The 22,599-nt window shown below is 70.9% G+C and carries 14 protein-coding genes; 4 read left to right on the forward strand and 10 right to left on the reverse strand.

Annotated features, from left to right (window positions below):
• The first annotated feature begins 77 nt into the window (after positions 1–77).
• On the forward strand, positions 78–1,016 hold the full coding sequence (locus ACFPZI_RS09750) for an ABC transporter ATP-binding protein (RefSeq protein WP_381360938.1): 939 nt from the start codon (positions 78–80) through the stop codon (positions 1,014–1,016).
• A 95-nt stretch (positions 1,017–1,111) separates the two neighbouring features.
• On the opposite strand, the gene ACFPZI_RS09755 is transcribed toward ACFPZI_RS09750, so the two are convergent.
• The 3 genes from ACFPZI_RS09755 to ACFPZI_RS09765 all read right to left on the reverse strand — a co-directional run bounded on the left by ACFPZI_RS09755 (position 1,112) and on the right by ACFPZI_RS09765 (position 8,154).
• Positions 1,112–6,040, reverse strand: a complete 4,929-nt coding sequence (locus ACFPZI_RS09755) for an NAD-glutamate dehydrogenase (RefSeq protein ID WP_381360941.1) — start codon at positions 6,038–6,040, stop codon at positions 1,112–1,114.
• A gap of 512 nt (positions 6,041–6,552) precedes the next feature.
• Positions 6,553–7,218, reverse strand: coding sequence for an HAD family hydrolase (locus tag ACFPZI_RS09760; RefSeq protein ID WP_381360944.1), 666 nt, complete (start codon positions 7,216–7,218; stop codon positions 6,553–6,555).
• A 399-nt stretch (positions 7,219–7,617) separates the two neighbouring features.
• Positions 7,618–8,154: a DUF6912 family protein gene (locus ACFPZI_RS09765; protein WP_381360947.1), complete on the reverse strand. Its 537-nt coding sequence runs from the start codon at positions 8,152–8,154 to the stop codon at positions 7,618–7,620.
• Positions 8,155–8,990: 836 nt separating this feature from the next.
• Between ACFPZI_RS09765 and ACFPZI_RS09770 the strand changes: the two genes are divergently transcribed.
• Entirely contained in the window at positions 8,991–9,365 is a 375-nt protein-coding gene (locus ACFPZI_RS09770) for an Rv3235 family protein (protein ID WP_381360950.1), read from the forward strand.
• 131 nt (positions 9,366–9,496) lie between these two features.
• Here the strand turns inward: ACFPZI_RS09770 and secA are convergent, their stop codons facing one another.
• Complete coding sequence (gene secA / locus ACFPZI_RS09775) at positions 9,497–12,334, reverse strand: preprotein translocase subunit SecA (RefSeq protein WP_381360953.1); 2,838 nt, start codon at positions 12,332–12,334, stop codon at positions 9,497–9,499.
• Between the two features lie 278 nt (positions 12,335–12,612).
• Between secA and ACFPZI_RS09780 the strand changes: the two genes are divergently transcribed.
• On the forward strand, positions 12,613–13,182 hold the full coding sequence (locus ACFPZI_RS09780; RefSeq protein ID WP_381360955.1) for a GNAT family N-acetyltransferase: 570 nt from the start codon (positions 12,613–12,615) through the stop codon (positions 13,180–13,182).
• A 384-nt stretch (positions 13,183–13,566) separates the two neighbouring features.
• On the forward strand, positions 13,567–14,754 hold the full coding sequence (locus tag ACFPZI_RS09785; protein ID WP_381360958.1) for a winged helix-turn-helix domain-containing protein: 1,188 nt from the start codon (positions 13,567–13,569) through the stop codon (positions 14,752–14,754).
• 6 nt (positions 14,755–14,760) lie between these two features.
• On the opposite strand, the gene ACFPZI_RS09790 is transcribed toward ACFPZI_RS09785, so the two are convergent.
• The 6 genes from ACFPZI_RS09790 to mtrA all read right to left on the reverse strand — a co-directional run bounded on the left by ACFPZI_RS09790 (position 14,761) and on the right by mtrA (position 22,598).
• Positions 14,761–15,531 carry a response regulator gene (locus ACFPZI_RS09790; RefSeq protein WP_381360960.1) on the reverse strand — a complete coding sequence of 257 codons (771 nt, stop codon included), beginning with the start codon at positions 15,529–15,531 and terminating at the stop codon, positions 14,761–14,763.
• Between the two features lie 207 nt (positions 15,532–15,738).
• Complete coding sequence (hpf, locus tag ACFPZI_RS09795) at positions 15,739–16,431, reverse strand: ribosome hibernation-promoting factor, HPF/YfiA family (protein ID WP_381360963.1); 693 nt, start codon at positions 16,429–16,431, stop codon at positions 15,739–15,741.
• A gap of 308 nt (positions 16,432–16,739) precedes the next feature.
• A complete protein-coding gene (locus tag ACFPZI_RS09800) occupies positions 16,740–17,747 on the reverse strand; it encodes a ComF family protein (protein WP_381360966.1) in 1,008 nt (335 codons plus the stop codon).
• A gap of 94 nt (positions 17,748–17,841) precedes the next feature.
• Positions 17,842–19,707: an LpqB family beta-propeller domain-containing protein gene (locus ACFPZI_RS09805; RefSeq protein WP_381360968.1), complete on the reverse strand. Its 1,866-nt coding sequence runs from the start codon at positions 19,705–19,707 to the stop codon at positions 17,842–17,844.
• Positions 19,697–21,907, reverse strand: a complete 2,211-nt coding sequence (gene mtrB / locus ACFPZI_RS09810; RefSeq protein ID WP_381360971.1) for an MtrAB system histidine kinase MtrB — start codon at positions 21,905–21,907, stop codon at positions 19,697–19,699. Before mtrB ends, ACFPZI_RS09805 begins: the two co-directional genes overlap by 11 nt.
• Position 21,908: 1 nt before the next feature.
• Positions 21,909–22,598, reverse strand: coding sequence for a two-component system response regulator MtrA (gene mtrA, locus ACFPZI_RS09815; protein WP_381360974.1), 690 nt, complete (start codon positions 22,596–22,598; stop codon positions 21,909–21,911).
• Position 22,599 lies beyond the last annotated feature (1 nt).

Raw genomic sequence — 22,599 nt, forward strand, 5'->3', positions numbered from 1 at the left:
GTTCGCGGTGGGCTGGGCGCTGCTGGCCGGCGTGATCGGCTTCATCTACTTCTGGAAGGCTGAGGAGACCTACGGCCGTGGCTGACAACACCGACGAGAAGATCCCCACCGTCGTCGCCGACGGCGTCGACATCGTCTACCGGGTCAACGGCACCGGCGCCGGACGCGGCTCCGCCACCGCGGCCCTCAACCGCATCGTGCGCCGCCGCAAGACCGAGAAGGCGTCCGGCGTACGCACGGTGCACGCGGTGCGGAACGTGTCCTTCGTCGCCTACCGGGGCGAGGCCATCGGCCTCATCGGCACCAACGGCTCGGGCAAGTCGACCCTGCTCAAGGCCGTCGCCGGGCTGCTCCCGGTGGAGAACGGCCGGATCTACACCGACGGCCAGCCCTCCCTCCTCGGCGTCAACGCTGCCCTGATGAACGACCTCACCGGCGAGCGCAACGTCATGCTGGGCGGGCTCGCGATGGGCATGTCCCGCGAGCAGGTCCGGGAGCGCTACCAGGAGATCGTCGACTTCTCCGGCATCAACGAGAAGGGCGACTTCATCACCCTGCCGATGCGCACCTACTCCTCCGGCATGGCCGCCCGGCTGCGCTTCTCCATCGCCGCCGCGAAGGACCACGACGTCCTGATGATCGACGAGGCGCTGGCCACCGGCGACCGCTCCTTCCAGAAGCGCTCCGAGAACCGCATCCGCGAACTGCGCAAGCATGCCGGGACGGTGTTCCTGGTCAGCCACAGCAACAAGTCGATCCGCGACACCTGCGACCGCGTCCTGTGGCTGGAGCGGGGCGAACTGCGCATGGACGGCCCGACGGACGAGGTGCTCAAGGAGTACGAGGCGTTCACCGGCGGCCCGGACAAGGCCCGCAAGCCGAATCCCAAGCCGAAGCCGAAGGCCGAGCCGAAGGCCGCCCCGAAACCGAACCCCGAGCCCGAGCAGCCCGAGGTGAAGACCCGAACCGAGCCCGCGACCGGACTCGAGCCCGAGCCCGCTCCGAAGCCCGCCTGAGACCGGCACCGCAACGCCGCAGGGGCGCCCCGGACCGTTGTGTCCGGGGCGCCCCTGCGGGTTGTGGGCCGTGGGCGGGACGGGCGCGTGCTGCCTTACGCGTGCGAGCGCAGCAGCGTCCGCATGGTCCGCATCGCCACCGACAGGTTCGCCAGGTCGAAGGTGTCCGAGCTCTGGATCTCGTCCAGGGTGGTGCGGGCCCGGCCGATGATGGCCTCGTTCTTCGCCTCCCACACCTTGAACCGCTGCTTCGGTGTCGACGTGCCGTTGCCCGCCGCCAGCACGTCGGCCGTGAGCGCCGCGTGCGCCGCGTACAGGTCCTCGCGGATCGCCGCACGGGCCATGGACTGCCAGCGGTCGGCGCGGGGCAGCTCGCTGATCCTGTCCATCAGCCGGGTGATGCGCAGCCGGTCGGCGAGGTCGTAGTACACCTCGGCGACGTCCAGCGGCTCCTTGTCCATGCGGTCGGCCACCGAGACGATGTCGATCGCCGCGAACGCGGAGGAGAACCCGGCCACGCGGGTGGCGAGTTCCTCCGGGACGCCGACGCCCGTCAGCTCGTCGTGGATCTTCTGGAACCACGTCAGGTCCGCGCCGCGCAGCAGCTTCGGCAGCTGCGACCAGACCTGCTCGACGCGCTCGGCGAAGAACGTCACCGTCTCCTCGAGCTCCAGCGGCTGCGGCCGGTTGTTCAGCAGCCAGCGCGTGCCGCGCTCCACCAGTCGGCGCGAGTGCAGCCTGATCCGGGTCTGGACATCCGCCGCGACCAAGGTGTCGAGGTCCTCGACCCCGTCCCACACCGTGGCGGCTCGGAAGATCGCGCGGGCCGCGGTCTGGGCCCGGACGATCTCCTCCAGCGACGCTCCGGTCTCCTCCCGCATCCGGTGCAGATACGTCGTACCGCCCGTGTTGACCGTGTCGTTGACCAGGACGGTCGTGGTGATCTCGCGGCGCAGCGGGTGCGCGTCGATCCGGTCGAGGAACTGCTCGCGCAGCGGGGCCGGGAAGTACGAGTGCAGCAGCACCTTGAGATACGGGTCTTCGGGCAGTGAGGTCCGCAGCAGCTCGTCGGCGACCGTGATCTTCGTGTACGCCATCAGGACGGCCGTCTCCGGGCCGGTCAGACCCTGCCCGGTCGCGAGCCGCTCGCGGATCTGACGGTCGGTGGGCAGGAACTCCAGGGCCCGGTCGAGGTGACCCTCACGCACCAGGTGCTTCATGAAGCGCTGCTGGGCGTGGAGCATGTCCTTGGACTGGGCCAGGGCGTTGGCGATGGCGGTGTTCTGCGCGTAGTTGGTGCGCAGCACCAGTCGGCCGACCTCGTCGGTCATCGAGGCGAGCAGCTTGTTGCGCTGCTTGACCGTCATGTCGCCGTCCGCGACCAGGGTGTTGAGCAGGATCTTGATGTTCACTTCGTGGTCGGAGGTGTCCACGCCGGCGCTGTTGTCGATGGCGTCGGTGTTGATCCGGCTGCCGTGCAGCGCGACCTCGATCCGGCCGAGCTGGGTCATACCCAGGTTGCCGCCCTCGCCTACGACGTCGGCCCGCAGGTCCTTGCCGTCGACGCGGATGGGGTCGTTGGCCTTGTCGCCGACGTCGGCGTTGGACTCGCTCGACGCCTTGACGTACGTGCCGATGCCGCCGTTCCACAGCAGGTCCACCGGCGCCTTGAGGATCGCCTTCATCAGGTCCGCCGGGGTCATCTTGGTGACGCCGGACTCGAGGCCGAGGGCCTGGCGGATCTGGGCGTTGACCGGGATGGACTTGGCGCTGCGCGGGAACACGCCGCCGCCGGCCGACAGCAGGTCGGTGTTGTAGTCCGCCCAAGAGCTGCGCGGCAGGTCGAACAGGCGGCGGCGCTCGGCGTGGCCGACGGCCGCGTCCGGGGTGGGGTCGATGAAGATGTGCCGGTGGTCGAAGGCGGCGACCAGCCGGATGTGCTCGCTCAGCAGCATGCCGTTGCCGAACACGTCGCCGGACATGTCGCCGATGCCGACGACCGTGAAGTCCTGGCTCTGGGTGTCCACGCCCAGCTCCCGGAAGTGCCGCTTGACGGACTCCCAGGCGCCGCGGGCGGTGATGCCCATGCCCTTGTGGTCGTATCCGGCGCTGCCGCCGGAGGCGAAGGCGTCACCGAGCCAGAAGTCGTAGGCCTGGGCGAGTTCGTTGGCCGTGTCCGAGAACCTGGCGGTGCCCTTGTCGGCCGCGACGACGAGATAGGTGTCGTCCCCGTCGTGCCGGACGACGTCGGCCGGGGGCACGACCTCGCCGGCCACCATGTTGTCGGTGATGTCGAGCAGCGCCGAGATGAACGTCTTGTACGCGGCGACACCCTCGGCCATCCAGGCGTCGCGGTCCACGGACGGGTCCGGCAGCTGCTTGGCGACGAAGCCGCCCTTGGCACCGACCGGCACGATGACGGTGTTCTTCACCATCTGCGCCTTGACCAGGCCGAGGATCTCGGTGCGGAAGTCCTCCCGGCGGTCCGACCAGCGCAGGCCGCCGCGCGCGACCTTGCCGAACCGCAGGTGCACGCCCTCGACCCGCGGCGAGTACACCCAGATCTCGAACGCCGGACGGGGCGCCGGCAGGTCGGGCATGGCCTGCGGGTCGAACTTCATGGAGACGTAGTCGTGCGGGCGGCCGCCGTTCGCCTCCTGGAAGAAGTTGGTACGCAGCGTCGCCTTGATCACCGTGAGGAAGGAGCGCAGGATGCGGTCCTCGTCGAGCGAGGCGACTTCGTCGAGAGCGGCGTCGACCTCCTCCAGCAGGGCGTCCACCAGTTCGTAGCCGGCGCTCTGCCGCTCCGGCGACATCCGCGCCTCGAACAGGGAGACGAGCAGCCGGGTGGTGTGGACGTTGTTGCGGAGGGTGTCCTCCATGTAGTCCTGGCTGAAGGTGGAGCCCGCCTGACGCAGGTACTTGGCGTACGCGCGCAGCACCATCGCCTGCCGCCAGTCCAGACCGGCGCTCAGCACGAGGGTGTTGAAGCTGTCGTTCTCCGCCTGGCCGGTCCAGGTCGCCGCGAAGGCCTCCTGGAACCGCTCACGGGCGTCGTCGCCGAAGTGGTCGGCGATGGCGGGGGTCTTGGGCAGCCGCAGTCCGAAGTCGTAGACCCAGGCCACGCTGTGGTCGGCGCGGCGCAGCTCGTAGGGTCGCTCGTCGACGACCTCGACGCCGAGCCTCTGGAGCACGGGCAGCACGGCGGAGAGGGAGACGGCCTCGCCCTTGCGGTAGATCTTGAAGCGGCGCTCCTCGGGGGCCGCGCCCACCGGCTCGTACAGGCTGAGCTCGAAGTTCTTCTCGTCGTCGAGCTGTTCGAGCCGGACCAGGTCGGCGACGGCGCTGCGCGGGGTGTGGTCCGCCTTGTACCCCTCGGTGAAGGCGCCCGCGTAGCGGCGCAGCAGTTCGGCGGCGCGCTCCTCGCCCAGTTCGGCGATGAGGGCCTCGCCGAAGCCGTCGGCCCAGGAGCGGGCGGCTTCCACCAGCCGGGCCTCGATGCGCTCCCGGTCGTGGTCGGACAGCTGCGGCAGTTCGGTGCCCTGCGGGACGCGGACCACGAAGTGCAGCCGGGAGAGGATCGACTCGGTGTTCCAGGCGGTGAAGTCGACGCTGATGCCGTCGAGTTCCTCCTTGAGGATGTCGATGATCCTCAGCCGCACACCGGTGGTGTAGCGGTCGCGCGGGAGGTAGACGAGGGCGGAGTAGTAGCGCCCGTACTCGTCCTGGCGCAGGTAGAGCCGCAGGCGGCGGCGTTCCTGGAGGTAGAGCACCGAGGTGGCGATGGCCTGGAGCTCGTCGGCCGGAGTCTGGAAGAGCTCGTCGCGCGGATACGTCTCGAGGATCTGCAGCAGGTCGCGCCCGTCGTGGCTGTGCGGCGAGAAGCCGGCGCGCTCGAGGACCTCCTCGACCTTGCGGCGGATCACCGGGACCCGGCGGACGGACTCGGTGTAGGCGGCGGAGGAGAACAGGCCGAGGAAGCGGCGCTCGCCGACGACATTGCCGTCCGCGTCGAACTTCTTGACGCCGATGTAGTCCAGGTACGACGGCCGGTGCACGGTGGCCCGGCTGTTGGCCTTGGTCAGGACGAGCAGCTTGTGCTCGCGTGCCTTGGCACGGGCGTCGGCGGGCAGCCGCTCGAAGGACGGGCTGACCGGGTGCTCTTCGTCGGTGGCGTGGTGCGGGTCGGAGCGCAGGATGCCGAGGCCGGTGCCGGGGACGGCGGCCAGCGAGTCGTCGTCGCGCAGCTGGTACTCGCGGTAGCCGAGGAAGGTGAAGTGGTCGTCGGCGAGCCAGCGCAGCAGCTCCCGGGCCTCCTCGACCTGCGGGCCCGGCACGTCCCCGGGGACGGGTTCGTCGGGCAGGCCCTCGGCCAGCAGGGTCGCCGCCTGCCGCATCTTGCCCCAGTCCTCGACGGCCTCGCGGACGTCGGACAGGACGCGCAGCAGGTCGACGGTGATCTGCTTGAGGTCGCCGCGGTCGGTCTCGCGGTCGGTCTCGACGTGGATCCAGGACTCTACGTGGGTGTCGTGCGGGAGCTCGCCCCCGGCGGGTTCGGCGGACACCTCGATCAGCTTGCCGGTGACGTCGCGGCGCACCACCACCTGTGGGTGGATGACGACGTGGATGCCGCGGCCCTGGCGGGTCAGCTCATTGGTGACGGAGTCCACGAGGAAGGGCATGTCGTCGGTGACCACCTCGACGACGGAGTGGCTGGACGTCCAGCCGTTCTCCTCGACGGTCGGGGTGTGGACCCGGACGTTGGCCGTGCCCTGGGGACGGTTCTCGGCCAGCCGGAAGTGCGAGACGGCGGCTCCGAAGACGTCGACCGGGTCGCGGCCGACAAGGTCCTCCGGGGCGGTGTGCAGGTAGTAGCGCTGGAGGAACGCGAGCACGGTGTCCCGGTCGGGCATGCCCTTGTCCGTCGTCCCGGTCGGCAGTTTCCCCCCGGCCGGGCTGTTCTCAGCCACCCGGGCAGCCTTTTCGAGCAGCTCGGCCTTTGCTTCGTCCAGCTTGGTCTGCATTGTCCTCTGGCTCCTGTCGCGCGCCGTTGCGTGACGTAGAAGGAAGTGCGGTCTCTGCGCCCGCGGTGCGGTGGTACGACGCGGGGTGTCCGCTCCGTGCCGACGCTCGCTATGCCGCAGGATGAGACGAGCGGGGGCTTCTCTGCCGATGTCGACGCGCCCGACGGGTGTGACGCTGCTCTCCGCGACGTCCGTACCCGGGGGATGCGGCGCGCCTGGGGGACCCTCCGGGTCCCGTCCCGCCCGCGAGGACCAGCGAGCGCCGCCCGGCCACGGATGTCGTCCGTGCTCTCCGGGCGCACAGCGGGGACGACGAGGCCCCCGCGAACTATCGCGCTGATCACGCCACCCAGGCTATCGCCCTTCACGGGGGGCCCGTCATGAGCCGTATGTGTACAAAACATGGGGTGGAACTTTGACGTTCTGCACAATGCGCGCCCGGCGACACCCGGTCGTCTGCCGTCCGTTTCCCGCCCGCCGTCCGCCCTTCACCGTGGCGCCCGGTGCCCGGATCAGACCGCCAGGCGTTCCGCTTCCTCAACGGCCTCCGCCAGCGTGTCCACCACCGGCACCCCCACCACGTCGAGGCTCGCTCTGCTGTGCGAGCCGCCGGTGTAGAGCACGGCTCTCGCCCCCACGTGCCGCGCGGCCAGCGCGTCGTCGGCGGCGTCCCCGATCACCACCGTGCGGGCCGGGTCCACGCCGGGCAGCGCGCCGAGGTGCCGCACCATGTGCTCCGCCTTGCCGCCACCGGACGGACCGGTCCGCCCGTCGACGCGTAGGAAGTGGGACTCGATGCCGAAGCCCCGGACCAGGGGCACGAGGTCCTCGTGCCCGTACATGCTGAGGATCGACTGGCTGCGCCCCGCCGACGACCATCCGGCCAGCAGCTCCGCCGCCCCCTCGGCGAGCGCGCACCGCACCCGGTGCTCGGTGTAGTACCGGTGGAAGGTCGCGTCCATCAGCTCCCACTCGGCCTCCGTGGGCAGCCGCCCCATCAGCCGCTCGTAGAACTTCGGCACCGGCACGCAGTACAGCTCCCGGTACCGCTCCAGCGTGAGCGGCTCCAGGCCGAGCTCGGCGAAGGCCGCGTTCGTCGCCCCGATGACCGCGTCGACGTCGTGGAACAGCGTGCCGTTCCAGTCCCAGACGATGTGCGCGTCCCTGTGCATCCCCATGGGAAAAAAGTACCCGCCGCCACTGACAACCGGGAGAACACCAGGTCGGCGCCCTATCCGGCGGCCGGGAACGCGACGCCGGGACCGGGCTCCGCCTCCGGCGGCCCACACCGGGGCCAAAGGGCCGTACGCCCCTCCCCGACAGCTCCGGACAGGGGCCTCGGCCACACCGTCCCCGGCGCCGGCTTCTCCCCGCCTGCTCCCCCGGTGCCCCGGACGGCCCTCCGAGCCACCAGCGTGCTCCATCACCGCGGGGCGCCCGACCGCACCGGCCCCGAATCGCCCCTCGATGCTTTGCCCAGGGCCCGCCGTTCGGATCATGCCGGGCTCGCGGGCCCCGGCATCGCACCTCTCCCCGGCCCGGCCCGGCCCGGCCCGGCCCGGCCCGAGCGGCGGACCCTAGACCGTCGGCTCCAACAGGTTCGGGATCTCCTGCGTGGCGTACCACAGCAGTTCGTGGTCCTCCGCCCTGTCCACGACGGACTGTGCGCCGTTGTCCCCGCTGTCCGCCGCGGGCAGCGCCTGCGCGGCCGACGTCACGTCCGGCTCCGCGTCCGCCGCGTCCACGTGCACCGCCGCCGCCCGGTCCAGCCGTACGGGCCCGTCGACCCGTAGCTCACCGAGGCCGGCCGGGTCGGCCGAGACAGCCCGGTCGGGTACGTCCACGGCGACCACGACCCGGCGCCGCGGGGCACCGGCGTCCGCCGCCAGCAGCCGCAGCGAGGCCAGCGCGGCACGGCCCAGCGCCGCGTACTCCAGCTCCTCCGCGTGCTCCGCCTCCTCGACGTCCTCGGGGAGGTACCACTCACGCAGCGCGGGCGTCACACCGTAGGCGGGGAACAGCCCCGCGCCCAGTTCTCCCGTCCGGTACGCCTCGGCGAGACCGGAGAGGGTCAGGGGGACGTAGACGCGCTTGTCGGCAGCTTTGACGCGCATGTCGGCAGCTTTCGTGGTCGGAGGTACGCCGGGGATCGCGGGGCACCTCTGGGGGGCGGCCGTATCCGGCCGGGTGGGCCTTCAGGGTACGTGCGGGCGTCCCCCATCGAGTCCCTGCCCACCCCCTCGGCGGCGTCCACCCCACGCCCGGAATTCACCCGGTCCGCCCGCTCCCGGACAGGGTCGACCAGCTGTCATTCACTCGGATAAGTGAATCCTTCCGCCGCCGCGACACGGCTCACGGTGCCTTGCCGTCGGCCTCCGCCGCCCCGTACAAGATCCCCAACCACGAAGTTACCGCCTGGTATCACCCCGGTCCCCCGGCCGGCGGCGACACCCGGCCCGTCGAACGGGGTCCCATGAACAAGGTCATGACCAGGGCTCAGCACCGCACCGGTACGCGCCCTCCCGGCCGCCGCGACACGCGCCGCCCGACCGGCACCACCCCTCCCCGCATCCCCGCGGGAGGCACCGCCCCCGCCCCGCCGCACGACGAGGACCGTCCCTCTCCCCCGACCGGCGCCGCCTCCACCCGCCCCACCGACAACCGCCCGCCGTCCTTCACCGCGACAGCCCCGGCGGCGCCCGGACGCCCTAGGCCCCGTCCCCTGCCGCTGCCCGCCGACCCCGCGCAGGAAGCCTCCGTACGCGCAGCGAGGGCCATCCCCGCCCGAACCCCGCGTCCCGCCGCACCCCGACCGCTCCGCCCCACCGCCGTCCCCGCACCCACCGCCGTCCCCGCACCCCTCGCCGTCCCCGCACGCCTCCCCGATCCCGCGTCCCTCACCGATCCCGCGCCGCTCATCGATCCCGCACCTGCTCCGGCCGTCCCCCGGGTGCCCGCCCAGACCCCCCGCCGGCCCGTTCCACAGCCCCGCCCCACCGACCACTTCGCCGAGCTGCTCCTCGCCGTCCTGAGCGGTCAGCGGCCCGTCCACTCCATGCTCCGGCACACCGCGGGCCGCGCCTACGACGAGCTGGCGGACCTCGCCGAGCGCGGTCCGCTGCGCACCCGCGGTACCCGCCCGGTCGTGCGCGACATCGGCTACTACGTCCCCCGCGAGGGCGCCCTCGAGGTGTTCGCCCGGATCGGCGCGGGCGACAGGCTGCGGGCCATGGCCTTCCGCCTGGAACAGGGCCACGACCTGCGCTGGCGCTGCACCGCCGTGGAACTGGGCGGCCCCCGCCCGCCCCACCCGCACGACCGCTGAGCCCCGAACCCCGCCACCGGGCCCGTACGCCCCCTCAGGCCCCGTACGACGCCCGAGGGCCGGACACCCCTGGGGTGCCCGGCCCTCGGCCCGTCTCCACCGGCAGCTCACCGCTCCCGGCGGAGCCGCGGTCACTTCTTGCGGCGGCGTCCGCCCCGTGCCTGCTTGCGGCGCTCGGCGCGCGTGAGGCCGTCGGCCTCGGAGCGCACCGGCTCGTCCTCGGCGAACTCCCCCTCGACGGTGCCGCCCTCGCCGTCCACCGTCGGCGCGGAGAAGTGCAGGTTCCGCCGCTGCGGGGCGTCGAGCCCCTTGGCGCGGATCTCCGGCCGGGCGCCCGCCTGCGCGGGCACCGCGTCCTGCACCGCCGGCTCCGGCCCGGCGTCCTCGACCAGGACCTCCTCGACCTGCTGCTCGACCTGGACCTCCAGGTTGAACAGGTAGCCGACGGACTCCTCCTTGATGCCGTCCATCATCGCGGTGAACATGTCGAAGCCCTCGCGCTGGTACTCGACCAGGGGGTCCTTCTGCGCCATCGCGCGCAGGCCGATGCCCTCCTGGAGGTAGTCCATCTCGTAGAGGTGCTCGCGCCACTTGCGGTCCAGGACCGACAGCACGACGCGGCGCTCCAGCTCACGCATGATCTCCGAGCCGAGCTGTGCCTCGCGCTGCTCGTACTGCTCGCGGATGTCGGCCTTGACGGTGTCGCCGATGTACTCGGCCGTCAGCCCCGCCCGGTCGCCGGCCTCCTCCTCCAGCTCCTCGACGGTGATCCTGGTGGGGTAGAGCTGCTTGAAGGCGCCCCACAGCCGGTCCAGGTCCCAGTCCTCGGGGAAGCCCTCGGACGTCTCCGCCTGGACGTAGGCGTCGATGGTGTCGCCCATGAAGTGGTGGATCTGCTCCTGGAGGTCCTCGCCCTCCAGGACGCGGCGCCGCTCGCCGTAGATGACCTCGCGCTGGCGGTTGAGGACCTCGTCGTACTTCAGGACGTTCTTACGGGTCTCGAAGTTCTGCGTCTCGACCTGCGACTGGGCCGACGCGATCGCGCGCGTGACCATCTTGTTCTCGATCGGCACGTCGTCCGGGACGTTCGCCATGGACATCACGCGCTCGACCATCTGGGCCTTGAACAGGCGCATCAGGTCGTCGCCGAGCGACAGGTAGAAGCGGGACTCGCCGGGGTCGCCCTGACGGCCGGAACGGCCGCGCAGCTGGTTGTCGATCCGCCGCGACTCGTGCCGCTCGGTGCCGAGCACGTAGAGCCCGCCGAGCCGCTCGACCTCGTCCTTCTCGGCCTTGACCGCGTCCTCGGCCCGCGCGAGCGCCTCCGGCAGGGCGTGCGCCCACTCCTCGATGTGCTCCTCGGGGTCGAGGCCGCGCTGGCGCAGCTCCGCCTCGGCGAGGTCCTCGGGGTTGCCTCCGAGCTTGATGTCCGTACCACGACCGGCCATGTTGGTCGCCACGGTGACGGCGCCTCTGCGGCCGGCCTGGGCGACGATCGTCGCCTCACGGTCGTGGTGCTTGGCGTTCAACACCTCGTGCTGGATGCCGCGCTTGCTGAGCTGCTGCGAGAGGTACTCGGACTTCTCCACCGAGGTGGTGCCGACCAGGATCGGCTGGCCCTTGCCGTTCTTCTCCTCGATGTCGTCGACGACGGCCTCGAACTTGGCGACCTCGGTGCGGTAGATCAGGTCTGCCTGGTCCTTGCGGACCATGTCCCGGTTGGTCGGGATGGGCACCACGCCGAGCTTGTAGATCTGGTGGAACTCGGCGGCCTCGGTCATCGCCGTACCGGTCATGCCGGACAGGCCGGGCTGTTCCTTGCCCACGTGGTCGCTGCGCTTGTAGAGGCGGAAGAAGTTCTGGAGGGTGATGGTGGCGAGCGTCTGGTTCTCGTCCTTGATCGGCACCGCCTCCTTCGCCTCGATCGCCTGGTGCATGCCCTCGTTGTAGCGGCGGCCCGCGAGGATACGGCCGGTGTGCTCGTCGACGATCATGACCTCGTCGTCGATGATCACGTAGTCCTTGTCGCGCTTGAAGAGCTCCTTCGCCTTGATGGCGTTGTTCAGGTAGCCCACCAGCGGGGTGTTGACCGACTCGTAGAGGTTGTCGATGCCCAGCCAGTCCTCGACCTTGGCGACTCCGGTCTCGTGGATGGCGACCGTGCGCTTCTTCTCGTCGACCTCGTAGTCGCCGGTCTCCTCGATGCCCTTGAGGGGGTTGCCGGGCTCGCCGCGCTTGAGGCGCTTGACCAGCTTGGCGAAGTCGCCGTACCACTTGGTGGCCTGATCGGCCGGGCCGGAGATGATCAGCGGCGTACGGGCCTCGTCGATGAGGATCGAGTCGACCTCGTCGACGATGGCGAAGTTGTGGCCGCGCTGGACCAGCTCGTCCTTGGACCACGCCATGTTGTCGCGCAGGTAGTCGAAGCCGAACTCGTTGTTCGTGCCGTAGGTGATGTCGCAGGCGTACTGCTCGCGGCGCTGGGTCGGCGTCATGTTGGCCAGGATGCAGCCGACGTCCAGGCCGAGGAACTTGTGGACGCGGCCCATCAGCTCGGAGTCGCGCTCGGCCAGGTAGTCGTTGACGGTGATGATGTGGACGCCCTTGTCCGACAGGGCGTTCAGATAGGCCGGCAGGGTGCCGACGAGGGTCTTGCCCTCACCGGTCTTCATCTCGGCCACGTAGCCCATGTGCAGGGCGGCGCCGCCCATGATCTGCACGTCGTAGTGGCGCTGGCCCAGGACGCGCTTGGCGGCCTCACGGACGGTGGCGAAGGCCTCGGGGAGCAGGTCGTCCAGGCTCTCACCGTCGGCATACCGCTGCTTGTACTCATCGGTGAGGGCCCGCAGCTCGGCGTCGGAGAGGTCGCCGAAGTCCTCTTCGATGGAGTTGACCTGGCCCGCGATGCGGTGCAGCTTGCGCAGGATCTTGCCTTCGCCTGCACGCATGATCTTGGAGAGGACGGACACGGGGGGTGGTCTCCTTGCCGGTCGGGCCTGGGACGGTCGGTTTCCATTTCATTGCTGAGCAACGGCCATCGTATGCGAGGACCCCACCACGCCGGGAGGCCTGCCGTGACCGTGGCCGCGCACAGCGTCATATCTGTTTCACGGCTGCTTTCAAAGGGACAACGCCCGGGCCCTCCGGATGGTGCCGCCCCACCGGTCGAATGACGCGAAGAGTGACCCTTTCCTCACGCACGGCAAAGAGCTGGCGTCACTCTCTCCTCCGTGAGCAGAATCGGCCGATGGACCCCGTCACCCTCACCACCGACCGTCTTCTGCTGCGCACAGTCGGCTCCCAGGACACCGACGCCGTGTACGCCGCCTGCCAGGACTCCGACATCCAGCGCTGGACCACGGTTCCCTCCCCGTACCTTCCCGAGCACGCGCGGGGCTTCACGGAGCAGATGTGTCCGGACGGCTGGGCGAGCGGTTCGATGTTCACCTTCGGCGTCTTCCTCCCCTCCGGGGAGCTCACCGGCATGCTCGGCATCACCATGCGATCCCTGGGGGTGGGCGAGATCGGTTACTGGGGCACCAGGGAGCACCGCGGCAACGGCTACATCACCGAAGCCGCCGTCGCCACCTCCCGCTGGGCCTTCACGAAGATGTCGATCGACCGTGTGGAATGGCGCGCCGAGGTCGGCAACCGGGCCTCCCGCGCGGTGGCGGAACGGGCGGGCTTCCTCATCGAGGGCACCCTACGCTCCTCGCTCAACAACAAGGGGGTGCTGCGCGACTGCTGGATCGGCTCCCTGCTCCCCTCCGACCTGGGCCTCCCGTCGACGGCTCCCTACCTGCCCGCCAAGGAGTGACGCCCTCCGGACCCGGACCGGTCTCCGGGTCCGGTCCAGCCCTCGGAGCGCCCCGGTCCGGCCTCCCGGACGGCCCCCGGCCCGAATCAGGGGCGGCGAGGCGCGGCTCGGACCGTCCCCGGACCGGTGTGCCCGTCCAGGGCTCGGTGCCCACCGTCCAGAGCCCGACGCGCTGCCCGCCCAGAGCCCTGAGCCCCTCCAGAGCCCGACGCGCTGCCCGCCCAGAGCCCTGAGCCCCTCCAGAGCCCGACGCGCTGCCCGGCGGATCGTTCCGGAGCCCCCGTTCGGGCAAGCACCGCCGGCCGTCTCCGGCCGTGAGCCGCCGGACAGCACCCGGACCGCCGCCCCGGCCGTTGTCAGTGCCGCCCTCTATCGTGCGGACCTATGACGACCCTCCCTCGTCCGTCCACGGACCTCTCGGCGACCGAGGCCCGCCGCATCGCCCTGCGGGCCCAGGGCTTCCTGGGCGCCCCGGACCGCCGCTCCGGCGTCCGGGGGGTCCTGCGTCACCTGGGCGCGGTGCAGCTCGACACCATCTCCGTCCTCGCCCGCTCCCACGAGCTGATCCCCTACGCCCGCCTCGGCGCCGTCGACCGGGCGACGGTCGAGGACGTGTACTGGAAGACCGGGGCCGAGCCGCCGCGCGCGTTCGAGTACTGGTCGCACGCGGCCTGCCTGCTGCCGATCGAGGAGTGGCCGCACTTCGCCTTCCGCCGCCGCGCCTACCGCGCCCGCCCGCACTGGAACCACGAGCTGCCCGACGGCGCCTACGACCAGGTCGTCAAGCAGCTCCGCGCCCAGGGCCCGCTCACGGCAACCGACCTGGGCGGCGCGAAGCGCACCAGTGAGTGGTGGGACTGGTCCGGCGCCAAGGTCGCCGTCGAGCGGGCCCTGATGTACGGAGAGGTGGTGTGCGTCGAGCGCCGCGGCTGGAAGCGGATCTACGACCTCGCCGAGCGCGCGATCCCGGATGCCCTGCTGCACGACGAGCTGGACGACGCCGAGTGCCTGCGCCGCCTGGTGCGCCTGGCCGGCACGTCACTCGGCGTCGGCACCCGCGCGGACCTCGCCGACTACCACCGGCTCAAGGGCGAGCAGGTCGACGCGGTGATCGCCGATTCGGGCCTGGTGCCGGTCGCGGTCGAAGGCTGGTCCAAGCCGGCCTGGGCCGATCCGGAGGCCCTCGCCACGCCCCCACGCGGACGCCACCGTACAACGCTGCTGTCCCCGTTCGACTCCCTGGTCTGGGAGCGGGCGCGCACCGAGCGGATCTTCGGCTTCACCCACCGCCTGGAGGCCTACGTGCCGAAGCCGAAGCGGGTGCACGGCTACTTCGCGATGCCCGTGCTCGCCGGGGGCCGGCTCGTCGGCCGCGTCGACCCGGCCCGCGAGGGCCACACCCTGGTGGCGAAGCAGATCACGCTGGACGGCCCCAGGGCGGTCCCCGCCGTCGCGCAGGCCCTGGTCGAGGCGGCGGGCTGGGTGGACTGCACGAACGTCCGCGTGGAGCGGGTCGACGCGCCGGAGTTGCGCGAGCCGCTCATCGGGGAGCTGTCCCGCGCCTTCGCCTGACACCACTCAGCGGATCTCGAGGATCTTCTCCCGCATCGCGTAGACCACCGCCTCCATCCTGGAGTGCAGCTGCAGCTTCTCCAGGATGTTGCGCACATGATTCTTCACGGTGTTCTCGGAGATGAACAGCTCCTTGGCGATGTCCCGGTTGTTCATCCCCGTGGCGACGAGCTTGAGTACTTCGAGTTCACGGTCCGTCAGCCGGGGTGCGGGCACCAGTCGGCGCTCGTCAGTGCGCTGGATCATCGACTTGAACTCGGTGAGCAACTTCGACGCCATGGACGGGCTGATCTGCGACTGTCCGTCGGCCACCGCTCGGATGGCGGTGGCCACCTCGTCCGTGGAAATCTCCTTGAGGAGGTAACCGGTCGCACCCGCCTTGATGGCGTCGTAGAGATCGGCTTCCTCGTCGCTGATCGTCAGCATGATGATCTTCGCGCTGGGGGCCACCTCCTTGATGGAGGTGCACGCCTCGATACCGCCCCTCTTGGGCATCCGCACATCCATCAGGATGATGTCCGGCAGCAGGTCGGCGGCCTTCTCCACCGCTTCCGCGCCGTCCCCCGCCTCGCCGACGACCTGGATGTCCTCCTCGGCCGCGAGCACGATCTCCAGGCCGCGGCGGAACAGCGCGTGGTCGTCCACCACGAGGACTCTGATCGGCTCCTGGTCCGGCTCCTTCGCCGGCTCCCCGTACCTGGAGCCCGCGTCCGGCCCCATGCCGGTGTCGCCGTCGTCGGAGTCCTCTCCATGCATCGGTCCGAAGCTGTCCGCCATCGTTCCTCCCCCTGAAGGCTGTGGCCTGTGGTCCTGAGCCATCGCCAACCCAAGGCAACGGCCCACCGTTTGGGCCGTTGCCGCCATGATTCCATGCCCGGACGGCACCGGGGTGACAGCTCGGGGTGCGAAGTGGTCGCGCACCGGTGCCCCTGGGGGCGCACGTGCGCGCACCAGGGGCACCGGTCCAGCTGCGACTCGGTTCGGTCAGCCGCCGAGCGTCCCGCCCGCCGCGGGAGCGTGCGGCTGCGTGACCATGGTGTCCGTGCTGAGGTGGATCACGCCGTAGTCGTAGGCGTGCCGTCGGTAGACGACACTGGGTTCCTTGGTCTCGGAGTCGACGAACAGATAGAAGTCGTGCCCGACCAGCTCCATCTCGTAGAGCGCCTGGTCCAGGGTCATGGGGGCGGCCACGTGGGTCTTCTCGCGGACAATGAGGGGCCCTTCGCCCTGTACTTCCAGGGAGCCGATCTTCTTGGTGGGGACGGCTCCCGAATTCTCCTCGGGGGACTGTGCCCCCGTCCCGTTGAGTGTCGCCGCGTCGGGGACGTGGGCGGGGACCTCCGCTGCCGAGATCCTGCGCGCGCCACGCCGTGAGTAACGCTTGTCGTGCTGCTTACGCAGCCGGGCGTCCAGCTTCTCCGCTGCCAGGTCGAGCGCCGCGTACGGGTCGCTCGCCGCCGCCTCCGCCCGGATCACCGGACCGCGGGAGTGGAGCGTGATCTCCACCCGGTCACTGCGGTCGGCCTGTCGGGGGTTGGGCTCCTTGGACACCTCGACGTCGAGGCTGATCACCTTGCCGTCGAGCTTCTGGATCTTCTCCAGCTTCAGCTTCTCGGCCACGTGCTTCCGGAACCGCTCGGGCACCTCGGTCTTGCGGCCCTTGACGACGATGTCCACGCAGAACTCCGTTCCCGGATCACTCCGCCTCGGTGCGGAGCGTCTCCCTTTTGCACCAAGCTCCGGTAAGCCCCGGAACCTCGGACTCGGTGACTTCCACCTCCCCCACGGGCGAGATCTCCACTCCACCGGCCCGGGTGATAACAAAAAACCCGCAGCGCGGCATTCGGATTCGAGAGGTGTGGCCTGCGGCTTTCCCTCACAACCGAACATATCTCGCTCGGACGGATGGCGTCACCCTCTCCTGACACGTACCTCCGTTCAGGTGAATTTACGCTCTCACTACCTGCAACGATGCAAGTTCCCCATCAGTTCCGGTTTATTTCGAAAGGATCCGGTGAAGCCGCAACAACCGCAGCGCACTTCACGTCAATGGGCCGGTCGGCCCTGTCCGTACCCGCCGTACCCACTGACCGGCCGGACCGCCGACCCGTCCTCGCCTGAGTCGATCCGTTTCGCTGTTCCCCTCTCCTTTCCCACGTCTCACCTCTGTACACGAAAGCGGGCGCCGAAATACTCGAATCGGCCCTGAGATCCACTTGTTCCCGCGCCTGCGCACCCGCTCTCGTACGTACCTCCGTACGCGTCTGCGTGCACATCTCGGCAGACATCGCGTGGTCCACCGCGTCCGGGGCCCGCAGCGCGGTCCGCACCGCACGCGCGGCCTCCGCCAGCGACGCCCCGGTGGTCATCAGGTCGTCCACGAGGACGACCTGCCCACCGCGCAACAGCCGGCCACAGCCCGGCGCCACCGCCAGCGCCCCGGCGAGATTGGCCAGCCGCTGCCGGGCGTCGAGTCCCGACTGGTCGGCCACACCCCGCCGCTGCCGCAGCGCGGGAAGCACCGAAGCGGGCACTCCTTGCCGCCGCAGCGCACCCGCCGCCGCCCGGGCGATCCGCAGGGCCGGGTCATGGCCACGGGCCCGCACGGCCCGTGGCGCGGACGGCACGGGCACCAGCAGCACCGCGCCGCGGTCGCCGTGGACCGGCCCCACCAGCCCACCGGAGCCCGGCCGCGCCGCCTCCCGCAGCCCCGCGCGCACCGCTCCTGCCAGGGCTTCGCCCAGCGGTCGGGTCAGGGCCAGGGCACCGCGCTCCTTGTGGGCCAGCAGCGTGGCGCGCACCCCGTCCTCGTACCGGGCCGCGGCGTGCGTCACCGGCAGCCCGGCCGGCTCCGGCTCCGGCCGCACCCGGCGAGGCGCGGCACCGCTCAGCGCCGTACGGCACCGGGCGCACAGCACCGCACGAGGCCTGCCGCATCCGCCGCACTCGGCCGGAAGCACCAGGTCGGAAAGGTCCTGCCACCAGCCCCGCATGACCCCACTGTGCCAAGGCCCACCGCATCCGGCCACCCCTGTGGAAAACTCCACCAGGTTCGCCCGGCACGCCCCGCGCTCGGCCGGCGAGCGCTCATCCCGGATAGACCGGCGCGGTCCCTTCCGTCACCTTCTGCCACTGGGCCCACGACGGCAGCCGGACGATCCCGTCCACCGAGTGCGCCACCAGCGGCATCTGTTCGTCGGCGGATGCGGTGACCGACTCGACTCCGGTCAGGGCGGCGGGCTGCGGGACCTCCGGTATGGAGCCGTCGACCTCGACGTACCGCATCTGCTCCACACCTCCCTCCTCGCGCCCGACCACGACGAGCCGGCTGTCACCGGTCCACGACATGGCGGTGACCTTCTCCAACTCGGGCGTCGCGGGTCGCATCTGCAGCACGGTGACAGTGGGCCGCGCGCCGGTCTTCTCGGCCGGCCCGGCCGGCCCCTCCTGGCCGTTCGTCCCGCCCCGCTCGATCCGTCCGATCATTAGGGAGCGTCGGTCGCCCTTCGCCACGACGAGCGCGATCCTGACCCCGTCGGCGGCCACCCGGACCGCCTGGATACGCCCGTCCAGGCCCGGAGTGCGCACCTCCAGCGGCTCGCCCGCGCCCTCCTCGAGCAGGAACAGCAGCGGATCGGCGGGGTCGCGGTCGGCCACCCACAGGCCGCCCTGCGCGTCCCAGCTGGGCGCGGTCAGCCGGTCGTCCTCGGACTTGCCCTGGCTTCTCAGCACGGGCTCCCCGAGCGAACCCCCCGGCACGATCGATCCGACATACAGCGCCCTCCCGTCGAACTCGACCCCGGCCGCAGTGCGTTCGTCCCGCGAGACGGCCACCGACCGCAGCCTGGTCTCGACCTCACCGAGCGCCCCGGGCACCGGGTCCGGCTGTGTGGCGTTGTCGTCGGCGGGGATCCGCACCAGCCGCTGCTCCTCGTCGACGAAGTACAGGTAGGCGGGGCTGTTCAGCGAACCCCGGCCGGCCACGGTCCCGGTGCCGTCCTGGGTCAGCGAGCACAGCTGCTTCCCGTCGGCCCGCAGCTCGACCTCGTCCACCGCGGGGCTGAGGTTGCGCAGCGTGAAAAGCAGTTGGGCGGCCATCTCCTTGCACCGCTCGGTGCCGGTGCCGGTCGCCTTGCCGTTGAGCGGCACGGTCAGCTTGCCGCGGTCGTCCGCCGTCAGCGGCCCGGCGTCCTCGTGCAGCGCCACGCCCGCGGGGAAGCTCGACCTGACGACCGGGTCCAGCCAGGTCGTGGGTCCGCCCAGGAGGGAACGCACCATCTGGGTGGTGGGCTCCACATGACTGCGGACGTACACCGGGTCGGCGACCGCCATCGGCGGCCCGTCCGCGGCGGCCCCCACGGTGTTCGAGGCGAAGTAGTACTTACTGACGGACATGTAGTTGCGCTGGAAGTCCGACTTCCCCATGACGACGCCCTGTGGCACCCCGTCGATGCGCCACTGCCCGCTCTTCGCGTCCTGCGTGAGATGCACGAGCTTGTTGTACGGCCCGGTGGCGGACGCGTACGCCTGCTGCGCGTCCACGGTGGCCACCTTCTCGCCGGTCAGGGTGAAGGAGACCTCGCGGGATTTCTCCCGGCCCGGCGGGTCGGCCTGCGTGCCCGGCCCGTCCGCCAGCACCGTGGTGGACCGCTCGGGCTGCCAGGCATCCGCCGCCTCGGCGGTCAGATACTGGCGCGCGGTCTTGTAGTCCGGATCGTCGCTCGTCAGCGCCTCGAGGAAGCCCTGCACGATCTGTGTGGGCGACGCGTCCTCGCTCGGCGGCATCGCGAACACCCGCACCTGCGCGTCCTGCAGGGGCGTGGACTCCACGCCCCGCAGATCCCCGTTGTCGGGCATCGAGGCGCACCCGGCCAGCAGTACGACACCGCTGGTGGCGTACGCGATCATCCGTGCCGGCGACCTTTGGCCGCGTCCTGCGCGCTCACCGCCCATGCGAAGCCTCCCCCTGCCTGTCCCCGAGGCCGTCGAGCCCCTCCAGGCCGTCCACATCGTCCAGACCGTCCACATCGTCCAACTCGTCCACGCCACCGGCGTCGGCAGCCCCACCGGCACCGGCATCGACACCCGCGTCGGCATCCGCACCCGCGTCGGCAGGCGTCGCGTCCCCGGCGGCCGGTCCCGCCGGCTCCCCCCGGCGCGGCGCGCCCGCGGCCGGCCGCGACACGACTCGCGCGCCGTTGCCGGGCAGCGCCGTCGGATCGGCCGTGGGTGTCACGGCGGCCGACAGCGGGGCGAGCGGATCACGGGCCGCGCGGGCCGAGCCCTCGGTGTCCGCGGACGGCGCGGGCAGGGTGGCCCGCTTCTCGCCGTCCCCGCCGCCGTGCGGCGCACCGGCGTCGCCGAGTCCGCGGTTGCGCCGCGAGTCCCTGGGCTCCAGCGGTATCGGAGAGCCCCGCAGCGGCTCGTCCGCCGTCCGGGGCAGGGTCAGCCGGAACTGCGAGCCGCCGCCCGGCTCGCCCCATGCCTGGAGCCAGCCGCCGTGCAGCCGCGCGTCCTCCAGGGCGATGGACAGCCCCAGCCCGGTACCGCCCGTGGTCCGCGCGCGTGCCGGGTCCGCCCGCCAGAAGCGGCTGAAGACCCGGGTCGCCTCACCGGGCTTGAGCCCGACGCCGTAGTCCCGCACCGCGATCGCGACCGCCCCGCCCGCCACGGCGAGCTTGACGACGACGTCCTTTCCGTCACCGTGCTCCACGGCATTGACAACGAGGTTGCGCAGAACCCGCTCCACGCGCCGCGTGTCGGCCTCGGCGACGACGGGCTGCTGGTCGCCGACCACCTTGATCTGCGTGCCCTTGCGCTCGGCGAGCGGCTCGGCCCCGCTGACCACGCGCCGTACGACGATCCGCAGGTCGACCGGCTCCGCCTCCAGGGCAGCCGCGCCCGCGTCGAAGCGGCTGATCTCCAGCAGGTCCGAGAGCAGTGACTCGAACCGGTCGATCTGGTCGGCGAGCAGTTCGGCCGACCGTGCGGTCACCGGGTCGAAGTCCTCACGCGCCTCATGGATGACGTCCGCCGCCATCCGTACGGTTGTCAGCGGTGTCCGCAGTTCGTGGGACACGTCCGACACGAACCGGCGCTGCATCCGCGACAGGTCCTCGAGCTGGTTGATCTTCAGCTGGAGGTTCTGCGCCATCTTGTTGAAGGCCTCGCCGAGCCGCGCGATGTCGTCCTCGCCGGTGACCTTCATCCGTTCCTGAAGCCGCCCGGCGGACAGCCGCTCCGCGATCCCGGCCGCCATCCGCACCGGCGTCACGACCTGCCGCACCACGAGCCAGGCGATGGCCCCGAGGAGGACGACGACGAACAGACCGGCGGTCGCCAGCGTGCCCTTGACCAGGCTCAGCGACTTCTCCTCCTGCGTCAGCGGGAAGAGGTAGTACAGCTGGTACGGATCACCGTTGGGGTCGTTGACCCGCTTGCCGATGACCAGACCGGGCTGGGAGTCCGCGCCGTTGCTGTAGACGATCCGCGTGTACCGCTGCGCGGCCCCGGTGCTGGTGCTGGTGTCGATCCAGTCCCGCAGATCGCCGGGCACACTCTGCGAGGGGTCGACGTGCCCCGAGGCGCGCGGACCGCGCCCGCCGCCGCTCTCGTCGCCCATGGGCAGGGTGACCACGTCGAAGGCGCCCTGGCCGCCGCTGGAGAGCGACTCCACGAGGTCGCTCATCCACTGGATGACGCTCTGCGAGGACCTGCCGTCCACCGCCGAGGCGTCCTCGCCGGTGCCGCTCGCGGCCTCGTCGGCCTGCTGCTTGGCCACCGCGAACCCGCCGGTGGCCTGGCTCTGGGACGCCTTCACCTTGGCGTCCAGCAGGCCGTTGCGCACCTGGCCGATGACGACGAAGCCCAGCAGCAGGACCACACCCAGCGACATCAGCAGCGTGGTGACGACGACCTTGAGCTGGATGTTGCGCCGCCACAGCCGCATGACGGGCAGCAGCGGCCGGCGCACCCAGCGCACGAACAGACGGATGACCGGGCTGCCCTGGACTCCGCCCCGGAGCAGCCCGCCCTCCAGGAGACGCCCCCAGCGGGAACGCCTCGAGGTGCGACCATCGGACGTCCGGCCGACAGGCCGCTCCGGTCGGTCCCCGGACCGGCCGGAGCCCGAAGCGGCACTGTCACCGGACATGTCAGCTCGGTCCTGCCTTGTAGCCGACACCACGGACGGTCACCACGATCTCCGGCTTCTCCGGGTCCTTCTCGACCTTGGAGCGCAGCCGCTGGACATGGACGTTCACCAGCCGGGTGTCGGCCGCGTGACGGTACCCCCAGACCTGTTCCAGCAACACCTCACGCGTGAACACCTGCCACGGCTTGCGGGCCAGCGCGACCAGCAGGTCGAACTCCAGCGGCGTCAGCGCGATCGACTGCCCCTCCCGCTTCACGGAGTGCCCGGCCACGTCGATCACCAGGTCGCCGATGGCGAGCTGTTCCGGCGCCGGCTCCTCCGACCTGCGCAGCCGCGCCCGGATCCGGGCGACCAGCTCCTTCGGCTTGAACGGCTTGACCATGTAGTCGTCGGCACCGGACTCCAGGCCGACCACGACATCAACGGTGTCGCTCTTCGCCGTGAGCATCACGATCGGCACCCCGGACTCCGCCCTGATCAGGCGGCACACCTCGATGCCGTCCCGGCCGGGCAGCATCAGATCCAGCAGCACCAGATCGGGCTTGGCCTCACGGAAAGCGGCCAGCGCCCTGTCCCCGTCGGCTACGAAAAACGGTTCAAAACCTTCACCACGCAGCACAATGCCGAGCATCTCGGCCAGTGCGGTGTCGTCGTCGACGACAAGGACTCGTCCCTTCATAAACGACATCATC

Source organism: Streptomyces chlorus (assembly GCF_042655885.1).
GTDB lineage: Bacteria > Actinomycetota > Actinomycetes > Streptomycetales > Streptomycetaceae > Streptomyces > Streptomyces chlorus.